This is a genomic window from Azospirillum sp. B506 (assembly GCF_000333595.1).
Taxonomy (GTDB): Bacteria; Pseudomonadota; Alphaproteobacteria; order Azospirillales; family Azospirillaceae; genus Azospirillum.
Genome location: NZ_BADK01000229.1, coordinates 1 through 1,508 on the forward strand (window position 1 = coordinate 1; position 1,508 = coordinate 1,508).

2 protein-coding genes are annotated in these 1,508 nt (G+C 65.6%); both read right to left on the reverse strand.

Annotated elements, in window-relative coordinates; translation table 11 throughout:
- Nucleotides 1-56: 56 nt before the first annotated feature.
- Nucleotides 57-683 carry a glutathione S-transferase family protein gene (locus tag I71_RS07445; RefSeq protein ID WP_042693348.1) on the reverse strand — a complete coding sequence of 209 codons (627 nt, stop codon included), beginning with the start codon at nucleotides 681-683 and terminating at the stop codon, nucleotides 57-59.
- Between the two features lie 82 nt (nucleotides 684-765).
- Nucleotides 766-1,500: an ABC transporter substrate-binding protein gene (locus tag I71_RS07450; RefSeq protein WP_244433697.1), complete on the reverse strand. Its 735-nt coding sequence runs from the start codon at nucleotides 1,498-1,500 to the stop codon at nucleotides 766-768.
- Nucleotides 1,501-1,508: the final 8 nt, after the last annotated feature.

The following is a 1,508-nucleotide window of genomic DNA, read 5'->3' on the forward strand; positions in this document are numbered from 1 at the left end:
GGGCCCGGTAGCCGCAACGCCCCCTTCCCGCTCGCATCCGGGAAGGGGGCATGGCCTCAGGCGCTCACAGAGAAGGGCTGTACCACCGCCTGGAACTCCGCCAACGCCTCGCAGGCATCGGAATGGGCGGCGAGCGCCGGCCAGCGGGAGCGGTCGAACACGGCGGGATGAGCCTCGCCGACGAAGCGCAAGGCACAGCCGGCGGCAATGTCGGCGTGGCCGATGCGATCGCCGAACCACCAGGGACCGGGAGCGGCGGCGCGATCCGCCTCCAGCACGTCGAGAACGGCGCCGATCTGGCCGGTGCAGCGCTGCACCCACAAATCGGACCGCTCCTTGTGCAGCACCCGTTCATAGACGAGGCTGACCGCCTTGTCGGCCAATCCGGTTGATAGCGCGCACAGCTTCAATGCGCGGCGGCGGTCTGGTCCCTGCCTGTCGATCAGCGCGCGGCCCGGTCCGGCTACCTCATCCAGATGGTCGAGGATGGCACCGCTTTCGATCAGCACCTCGCCATCCGCCAGCACCAGCGTCGGCACCCGCGTCAGCGGATTGAAACGGGCGACCTCCGCCGCATCCGAAAAGACCGACCAGGGCCGATGCTCGTACGCCATACCGTAAAGCCGCAGAGCGACGGCGACCCGGCGCACGAAAGGCGAGTCATATTGCCCGATCAGGATCATTGACGATTTCCCAGCCGATTGGTGAAAGACGCCATCCATCCTAACCTGGATTTATCCCACAACCGCATTCATACGACGCGGCTCAGTTCCGCGCCACGATGGGGGAGAGGTTGTAGCGGGCGGCAATGCTCTCCAGCCGGCCGTCCGCCTTGATGGCGGCGACGAAGCCGTTCACCCGCTCCAGCCACGCCGCATCGCCCGGCGCCACCGCATAGGCATAGGGCGTGGGCTGCACCGGGCTGTCCGGAACGATCAGACGCGCCCAGGGATGGAAGGCCAGCATGCGCTGCCCATAGGGATAGTCGGTCAGAAAGGCGTCGGCACGGCCGGACTGCACCTCCTCCTCGCGCTCCTGCGGCCTGTTCACGGCGACGATGCGCGCGGCCTTCATGGCGGATCGGGCATAGCCATCCATGTAGGTGTCCTTCTGCACCGCCACGACGTTGCCGGCACGGTCCAGATCCTCCCACCGCCGGATGCCCTCATTGGTTTGGGTGGTCACCGCATAGATGCCGCTGCGCAGATAGGGCTGGCTGAAGGCGACATGCTGGGCCCGGGCCGGGGTCGCCCCGATGGCGAACATGCCGATGTCGCAGCGATCGGCCAGCAAATCCTCGATGAATCGGGGAAAGCCGCTTTCAACCACCATGAGACGAACCCCCAGATCGTCTGCGAATGCCTGCGCCAGTTCCGCATCCAACCCCTCCAGCAGGCCGGTGCGCGGATTTCGGAACGAGATCGCATAGTAATCGGGCCAGGAACAGACACGAAGTTGCTTATCCTCTGCAATTTTCTGAAGTCTCCATCGCGCTGCCATGGACGGAT